The following is an 8,566-nucleotide window of genomic DNA, read 5'->3' as shown; positions in this document are numbered from 1 at the left end:
TTTCCGGCGGACATGGACCGTCTCGGGCTACTTGGCGCGCAACTCGTCATCGCGGTAGTGGTGCTCTTTCCGCTGTTCATGTGGGAGTACATCGCGGGGGAACGTGCAACCTGGAACATCGCGTCTCTTGGGGAACTCATGTACGTAGGGCTCGCACCATCCCTGATCGCCAACCTCCTGTATATGTTTGGCATTGCGCGCGTAGGCCCAGCTCGGGCGGGGCTCTTCATTCACCTGATTCCGCTCTACGGCGCGTCGATGTCAATCGTGTTTCTGGGCGAGACGCTGCACGTTTATCACGCGATCGGCATGGCCGCGATCGTCGTTGGTCTGGCCTGCTCACGTAGCAAAGACAGACCGGTATCCCGGTCTGCCGATGAGAACGACGGCGATCGCTATAGCAAGCGTCGTCGGGTACAAACGGTTGGATGAGGCGCACTGACGGCGGGTGATGCCGGCGAGCGCAATCGATAAGGTAGTCAAAGCGTGGGAGACACGATGAAAATTTCTGAACGCGCAAAGTCCATCTCGCCATTTTTCGCGATGGAGTTTGGCAAACGGGCAGCGGCCCTGGAAGCGCAGGGGCATCACATCATCAAGCTCAGCATTGGCGAGCCCGACTTCGGGGCTCCTCCCGCCGTGAGTTTGGCGGCACGCGAGGCGATGGATGGCAGATCGCTTGCCTATACATCGGCGCTTGGCATACCGGCCCTGCGTGAAGCCATCGCCGGCTTCTATCGTGAAGTGCACGACGTCGAAGTTCACTCGTCAAGGATCGTTGTCACTGCTGGCGCATCCGCCGCCTTACTGCTCGTGACAGCCGCTCTGGTCGACCCGGGCGACGAGGTGATTGTCGGGGACCCGTCGTATCCGTGTAACCGGCAGTTTCTGGCCAGTTTCGGCGCGCAGGTCAAACTCGTGCCCACTGACGCGAACACCAGGTTCCAGCTCGATGCAGCGGCAGTTCGGGCAAACTGGACAGAGAAGACGCGCGGCCTGATGATTGCCACGCCCTCCAATCCCACAGGCACGTCCATCCCGCCTCACGAGTTGGAAGCGATCTGTTCGTGGGCGCACCAGCACAACGCCTGGCGCATTGTGGATGAGATTTACCTGAACCTCGGCGATCATGATGCCCACGGGCGCGCCCCCCAGACTGTCCTTTCGTTCGATCCGGACGCCATCGTTATCAACAGTTTTTCGAAGTATTTCGGCATGACGGGGTGGCGTCTTGGATGGTGCGTTGTGCCTGACGCGCTCGTCCCGACCATGGAGCGCCTCGCACAAAACTACTACATCTGCCCATCGACCATATCCCAGCATGCTGCGTTGGCCTGTTTCACGCGAGAGTCGCTGGCGCTTTGCGAGGCGCGCCGGCAACAATTCGCGGAACGCCGCGCATTGGTGCTCGCAGGCCTTGAGCGCATCGGTCTGCCGGTGCCTGTTCCGCCGGACGGGGCGTTTTACGTATATTTCGATGTAGGGCACACGGGTCTCACCTCGTGGGAGTTCTGTGAACGTGCTTTGGAAGAGGCACATGTGGCGCTTACGCCCGGGAAAGACTTCGGCTCGTGCGGCGCTGAAACCTTTGTCCGTCTGTCGTATGCCGCGTCCACAAGCGACCTGGCTGAAGCAATCGAACGCCTTGGCAGCTTGATGAATCGTCTTAACGCGTAAGCCGATCCAGGCCCACATCAACTTCATAATGTCATACCAGCGAGTCCGAACATGAGTCTGTATTCCGTCCGTGCATTTCTTTCACAGCATGCTCCCGACCTCGAAATCGTGGAAAAGCCGACGAGCACCGCCACTGTCGCGGAAGCCGCCGATGCCCACGGCGTGTCCCCGGGGCAGATCGCGAAGACGCTGTCTTTGTGGCTGAAGGACGAGGTCATCCTGCTGGTGCTTGGGGGTGACGCGAAGATTGACAACCGCAAGTTCAAGGACCAGTTCAAAGGCAAGGCCAAGATGCTCAATGCCGAAGAGGTGGTTGAATGGACCAGCCACCCGGTGGGCGGGGTTTGTCCGTTCGGTTTGCCGCGCGAACTGAAGGTCTTTGCGGATTTGACGTTGAAGAAGTTCGATGTCGTGTTGCCTGCAGCGGGCGCAACTAACGCCGCACTCCGCATCGCGCCCCAGCGCCTTGTAGAACTGGTCGGGGCAGAGTGGGTCGATGTCGCTCAAGGTCAAACCCTGATCGTCTGACGGGCCGTTTTCCTCCCGTCTGTCAACGAGGGAATATCGACACGACTTCGGGTCACGTTCCTCTGGAAAATGCTGATGGGCTTGTCCTGCCTGAGCAAACGCGACGGAAACCAGACAGGCGGTGACGTATGGAAACGACATTGCGTCGCCGGAAAATAAATAGGTGTGCTACATATCAAGGAGATGGATCCATGAGGATCGGTGAGGACGACAGGGTGCTCGAAGCTGGCTCCCAGAAAGGATTGACGCTTGATGACAAGTACGTGCTGGATGCCGGGTCCGGCTACATGACTGGAATTCAGGCTATTGTTCGCCTTGCACTGGCACAGCATCGACGCGACGCAACTGCGGGACTAAAGACCGCGGCTTTCATATCTGGATACCGCGGTTCGCCACTGGGCAATCTGGACACGGCCCTGTGGCAGGCCGGCAAACATCTGACGGCGCACGATGTGGTTTTTCAGCCCGGAGTAAACGAAGACCTTGCTGCGACCGCTGTTTGGGGAAGCCAGCAATCGCAACTGGCTGGTCAAGGAAAGTTTGACGGGGTCGTAGGCTGGTGGTACGGCAAGGGCCCCGGCGTTGACCGGTCGGGGGACGTTTTGCGCCATGCCAATCTGGCAGGGACTGCCGCACACGGTGGAGCGGTCGCACTTTATGGCGACGATCATTCGTGCAAGTCCTCCAGCATTCCACATCAGTCCGAGCATGTGATGATAGGTTGCGGGTTACCAATTTTCTATCCGACATCCGTGCAGGAAGTACTCGATTTTGGTGTGCACGCGGTTGCGATGTCGCGCGCCACGGGGCTGTGGACGTCCATGAAGCTCGTGAGCGAGATCGTTGAGACTTCGGCGTCCGTGGACGTGGACGCAAGACGCGTTTCACCCAATGTCACGTTCGATTCACCAGTTCCTTCGGGCGGGCTGAATATCCGATGGCCTGACCGGTCACTGGCGCAGGAGGAGCGCCTTTACCAGTACAAGTTGCCGGCCGCGCTCGCTTATGCCCGCGCTAATGCAATCAATCAGGTCGCCTGGCCATGCGCAAATGCTCGTATCGGTATCGCCGCGAGCGGGAAAGGGTACCTTGATACGGTTGAAGCGCTCAGGATTCTCGGAGTTGAAGGCGAGGCCGCCCGCCGCATCGGCCTTCGACTTTTCCGCGTAGGCATGATCTGGCCGCTTGAACCCGCAGGTTTGCGAGTGTTCGCCGCGGGCTTGCAGGAACTCATCGTGGTCGAGGAAAAACGGCCAATCCTGGAGGCACAGATCAAGGATGAACTGTACGCGCTTCCCGACGACCTCCGGCCCCGCGTTATCGGAAAGGCAACGGACGGGCACGGCGAATGGAGTACGCCTCGCAGTGACGCCCCGCTGATCAGTCATTACGAATTGCAGCCGGAGCCTATCGCAAAAATGCTGGCTTCCAGGCTGCTCCGGTTCGAGTTGCCAGAAGACATCCGGCAACAAATCGAACAGCGCGTTCAGGCGATTGAACATGCAGAGCGCGAATCCCGGAAGGTCATCGACATCGCTGAACGTAAGGCGTACTTCTGCAGCGGCTGCCCGCACAATACTTCGACAGTCGTACCGACGGGCAGTCGTTCTCTGGGTGGGATTGGTTGCCACTTCCTGACGCTGACGATGGACCGCGGAACGGAGACCTTCACGCAGATGGGCGGAGAAGGCGCTAACTGGGTGGGCACCGCGCCGTTCACGAAAGAGTCGCACGTCTTCACGAACCTGGGCGACGGCACTTACTTCCATTCCGGATATATGGCTATCCGGCAGGCTGTGGCCGCAAACGTCAACATCACCTACAAGATCCTCTACAACGACGCCGTCGGGATGACGGGTGGCCAGCACGTGGATGGCCAGCTCAGTGTCGGGCAATTGACCCGGCAACTCGCGGCGGAGGGAGTGGGACAGCAAATCGTTGTCAGCGATGAACCCGGCCTCATAGGGGAAGCAGGGCTTGCCCCTGGTGTTACGGTTCGCCATCGAAGTGAACTGGACGCGGTGCAACGTTATCTGCGCACGGTTACTGGTGTCACCGCCCTGATTTATGCGCAGACGTGCGCGAGCGAAAAGCGCCGCCGGCGCAAACGGAACGAGTATCCGGACCCTGATCAGCGGGTCTTCATTAACAGTGAGATTTGTGAAGGGTGCGGAGACTGCTCGAAGAAGTCAAATTGCCTTTCTGTCGAGCCGCTTGAAACCGCGCTCGGTACCAAGCGTCAAATCAACCAGAGCAGCTGCAACAAGGACTTCTCATGCACGGACGGGTTTTGCCCAAGCTTCGTGACCGTGCACGCGCGTGACGTCAAGCGTCCCGCCGGATTCGCCGGTTTGCCGGACGGCTGGCCGGTCGCACCGCGGATGCCTGCGCTTGACTTGCCATTGCGTATCGTTGTTGGTGGTGTGGGTGGCACCGGCGTGGTGACGATAGGCGCCTTGTTGGGCACTGCGGCACATTTGGAAGGAAAGGCAATCCGTGTCATGGACATGGCGGGCATGGCGCAGAAGGGAGGAACCGTCTACTCGTACGTCCAGCTAGCGTTGAAGGACGACGCGATATCGGCGACCCGAGTCGCGGCAGGCCAATGCGATCTGCTGATCGGGGCTGACGCGGTGGTGGCGGGAAATGGCACAACGCTCTCGCGCATGCGTTCCGACGCGCTCGCCATTGTCAATGAAGACGGGTCACCGACGTCAGAGTTCATTCGGTCGCGCGACTGGACGGCGCCGGTCAGCGACCTGCTCGAACGGCTTCGTGCAAGGGTCAATACGGGTCGCGTCATTGCTTTGCCTGCGGCGCAAGTAGCCACACGCATACTCGGTGATGCAATTTTTGCGAATCTGATGCTGCTTGGAATGGCGTGGCAGGCAGGCCGAATTCCGCTGGCGCGCGCAAGTCTCGAACGCGCGATCGAACTGAACGGCACCGCTGTCGCAAAGAACCTCGAGGCATTCCGGGTAGGCTGTCATCTGGTCACGGAGCCGGCGCTTGTCCGTTCGATCCTCGGGCATCAATCGAACGAACCGGTGTCTCAGACCCTAGACGATCTGATTGAAGATCGTGCCGCGCGTCTCAAAAAGTACTGGAAGTCAAGCTATGCGAACCAGTACCGCAGATTGCTGGAGCCGGCCCGGCGCAAAATGCCCGAGGATCTAATGATCACCGTGGCGACGCAACTGTACCGGGTGATGGCCTACAAGGATGAGTATGAGGTGGCGCGTATGCTTGTATCGGCGGACTTCCGGAGATCAATCGACGACACCTTCGGGGCGGGAGTCAGGCTTACCTATCACCTTGCTCCGCCGACGCTGGGTACCGGAAAGGACGTCAAGAAACGCAAGTACGGTCAGTGGGTCCAGTGGCCGATGACTATTCTTGGCAAGATGCAATGGCTTCGGGAGACGCCGCTTGATCCGTTCGGCCGTAATGATGAGCGGCGAAGGGAACGCGACTGGCGTGATCTCTACATGAGTTTCGTCGAGTCCCTTGGCTCCGCGTCGTCCTCAAGATTCGACGCTTCTGTGGTGCGTGAAATGGCAAGGCTGCCGGCGGAGGTCCGAGGGTTTGGTCACGTGAAGATTCAGGCGATGGACATTGCATCACGGCGTTGGACAGAGCTCGCCAGTCGCCTGATACCGGCCGCCAAACAGGAAGAGCTATAGGCAGCAGCACTTCTGAAGCGCGCGCTGGCGGTTCAGGCCATGGAGTCCTTCACGGCCTGAGCCGCACAGTGTGAAGCAACCAGTGAACTGCAGGCGAGCGTCGCGATCGATGTCGCCAGATCGGCGGTGGCACGTTTGCGATCTTCAACGCTATCCGGCGTGTCCGCGTTTAGGGGCGATAGAGGACCAATCAGGCCTTCCATGAATCCGCCAACGATGAACGTAGCAGCAACTTCTGAGGGAATGTCCCTGCGCATCATGCCGAGATCCTGTCCCTCCGCGATCATCGAGAGGATGACCTCGCTGATGGCCGCACGATATTTCAGCCTGACCTCGTCAATAGCACGCTCGCATGGCTCAGCAATGAGCGCATACGCCAGTCGCGGATTGTGCATCGCCCGCTGTACGAAGGTCGAAACCGCGGTTCGCAACCGGTCGACCGGCGACTCCGGGGACGAGGCGATCGCCTGCAGAACATCCACTTCCCGTTGCGAGACGTTGCTCAGAACTTCTGAATACAGGTCTGCCTTCGAGGCGAAATAGCGATAGACGTTGCCCGTCGCCATTCCCGCTGCGGCTGCAACACTCGCGATCTGGGCGGCGCTCCAGCCTCCTTCGCTGACCAGTTCCCGGGCCGCTTTCAGGATTCGAGTCCGGTTATCCAGAAGACGGGCTTCCACTGCTTTGGTCTGGCGATAAACCAAATTGAACTCCAGTTCATTTCTTTGATGGAATCGTATTCGGTTTCCACCCCTGCCGCAAATTCCAGGGTTAACGAGCGTCGCCTTAGTGCGGGAGAGACTTGCATGGACTCAAAGAGTGAATTACAGTTCACTCAATGAATTTAGATTCACTTCTTGATCGGCGCCGTTGAACGTCCTCCCTGTTCAGGGTTCGCCCCGCAACGGTGCCTCTCAAACCTATTCGTCGCAAGGAGACAAGTAATGAATGCCCCACTCATCGCGGAATCCGTGGCCCCTGCACGAGCTGCTGATCGCTACTCTACCCACGTGGTGAAAAATCAGGCGGCGTCGGCTTCCGGCTTTAATGCCTTTGACGGCGATGTGATCTTGAAATCTGCCGTGGAGCGCGAAGCGCCGTGGGCAGCCTCGCGGTGTTCGGCTCTGGGGAAGCTCGCGGGCGACGAGGCCGTCCAGGAGCTCGCCCGACTTGCAAACCGCAACTTGCCCGAACTGAAGACCCATGACCGTTATGGCAACCGGATCGACTGGGTAGAGTTCCATCCGTCCTGGCATGAATTGATGTCACTCGCATGGCGCCATGAAGTACCTTCCCTTGCGTGGACTGCGAAGGAACAACAGCCGCATTTTGCCCGAGCGGTGCTGTCCTATCTGTGGAACCAGGTGGAGCAGGGAACCGGCTGCCCGACTGGCATGGCGTACGCATCGCACGCTGGGTTCATGGCTGAGCCGGCTTTGAAAATCTGGGCAGAGAAGGCCTGCGGCACGGTCTATGAATTCAGCCGTCGCGAAGTATCACTGAAGCCGTCAGTGGTCATCGGCTACGCGATGACGGAGAAGCAGGGTGGCTCTGACCTACGCGAGACGCAGACCACGGCGGTGTACTCGCATTCTGCTGGCTACCACGGCGAGACCGCACACTGGTACGAACTGACGGGTCACAAGTGGTTCTGTTCGGTGCCGCAATCGGACGGCTTCTTTACATTGGCGAAAGTGGCCGGCGAAGTGACGTGCTTCTTCCTGCCACGCACGTTGCCAGACGGCAGCTATAACCGCTTCTTCGTGCAACGGCTCAAGGACAAGTGCGGCAACAAGTCGAACGCGTCCAGCGAGGTCGAGTACAGCGGCACGATGGCGATCCGGGTCGGCGAGGAGGGTCGTGGCATTCGCGAGATTCTTTCGCACGCGCACCTTACGCGTCTCGATTTCGCCGTCGGTTCTGCCGGCCTCATGCGTCAGGCGCTCGGCCTTGCGCTGAATCATGCCAGCACGCGCAACGGGTTCGGCTCCAGTCTCGCTGACCGTCCAATGATGACCAACGTCTTGGCCGACATGGCCGTCGAAGTCGAAGCGGCAACTTTGCTCGCACTGCGCATTGCGAAGGCTACCGACCACATCGATACCGACGAGCAGCAGAAGGCGTTCGCGAGGGTGGCAACGCCGATGGCGAAGTTTTTCAATTGCTCGCGGGCGCCAGCGGTTGCCTACGAGGCACTTCAGTGTCATGGCGGCAACGGCTTCATCGAGGAGAACCCGATGGCTCGCCTGTACCGGGAAGCACCGCTGAACAGCGTGTGGGAAGGCACGGCCAACATGATGTGCATGGACGTGCGCCGCGCCATGCTCAAGCAGGCCAGTTGTCGCGAGGCACTGATCGCGGAGCTCCAGGACGTGCGCGGCCAGCATGCCGGATTCGACAGTTTTATCGATTCCATGGGACCGCTGCTTGACCGGGTCGTGAAAGACGAATTCCTCGCACGCCCGGCTACCGAAGCGATCGCACGGGCGGTGCAGGGCGCGGAGCTGTTGCGTCATTCCACCAGCGAAGTCGTTGACGCGTTTATGAAGACGCGTCTGACGGGGCCGTCAGGAAGTTGGGGGGTGATGTTTGGTTCGATGGGAGCCGAAGTTACAAAATTGCAGGCCACCCGCATCGTGGAGCGCGCGCGGTTCACTGCATAGTGTGCCTTCCTCGAC

The 8,566-nt window shown here is 59.5% G+C and carries 6 protein-coding genes; 5 read left to right on the top strand and 1 reads right to left on the bottom strand.

The genetic code is table 11. The annotated features are described in order from the left end of the window. The 4 genes from H281_RS35005 to H281_RS0128595 form a co-directional block, all read left to right on the top strand. Nucleotides 1-432 (top strand): DMT family transporter (locus H281_RS35005; protein ID WP_020070579.1); only part of this gene is annotated, 432 nt, incomplete at its 5' end. A gap of 66 nt (nucleotides 433-498) precedes the next feature. Beyond that, nucleotides 499-1,677 carry a pyridoxal phosphate-dependent aminotransferase gene (locus tag H281_RS0128605; RefSeq protein ID WP_020070578.1) on the top strand — a complete coding sequence of 393 codons (1,179 nt, stop codon included), beginning with the start codon at nucleotides 499-501 and terminating at the stop codon, nucleotides 1,675-1,677. 51 nt (nucleotides 1,678-1,728) lie between these two features. Next, on the top strand, nucleotides 1,729-2,205 hold the full coding sequence (locus H281_RS0128600) for a YbaK/EbsC family protein (RefSeq protein ID WP_020070577.1): 477 nt from the start codon (nucleotides 1,729-1,731) through the stop codon (nucleotides 2,203-2,205). A 191-nt stretch (nucleotides 2,206-2,396) separates the two neighbouring features. Beyond that, nucleotides 2,397-5,888, top strand: a complete 3,492-nt coding sequence (locus tag H281_RS0128595) for an indolepyruvate ferredoxin oxidoreductase family protein (RefSeq protein WP_020070576.1) — start codon at nucleotides 2,397-2,399, stop codon at nucleotides 5,886-5,888. A 32-nt stretch (nucleotides 5,889-5,920) separates the two neighbouring features. Here the strand turns inward: H281_RS0128595 and H281_RS35000 are convergent, their stop codons facing one another. Further along, entirely contained in the window at nucleotides 5,921-6,592 is a 672-nt protein-coding gene (locus H281_RS35000; protein WP_033379708.1) for a TetR/AcrR family transcriptional regulator, read from the bottom strand. Nucleotides 6,593-6,832: 240 nt separating this feature from the next. Here H281_RS35000 and H281_RS0128585 point away from each other — a divergent pair, with 240 nt between their 5' ends. Further along, on the top strand, nucleotides 6,833-8,551 hold the full coding sequence (locus H281_RS0128585; RefSeq protein WP_027805032.1) for an acyl-CoA dehydrogenase family protein: 1,719 nt from the start codon (nucleotides 6,833-6,835) through the stop codon (nucleotides 8,549-8,551). Nucleotides 8,552-8,566 lie beyond the last annotated feature (15 nt).

It is taken from the genome of Paraburkholderia caledonica (assembly GCF_000383275.1).
In the GTDB taxonomy this organism is placed as follows: domain Bacteria; phylum Pseudomonadota; class Gammaproteobacteria; order Burkholderiales; family Burkholderiaceae; genus Paraburkholderia; species Paraburkholderia caledonica.
The sequence above is the reverse complement of the archived record's forward strand: the minus strand, read 5'-3'. Positions and strand labels throughout refer to the sequence as shown.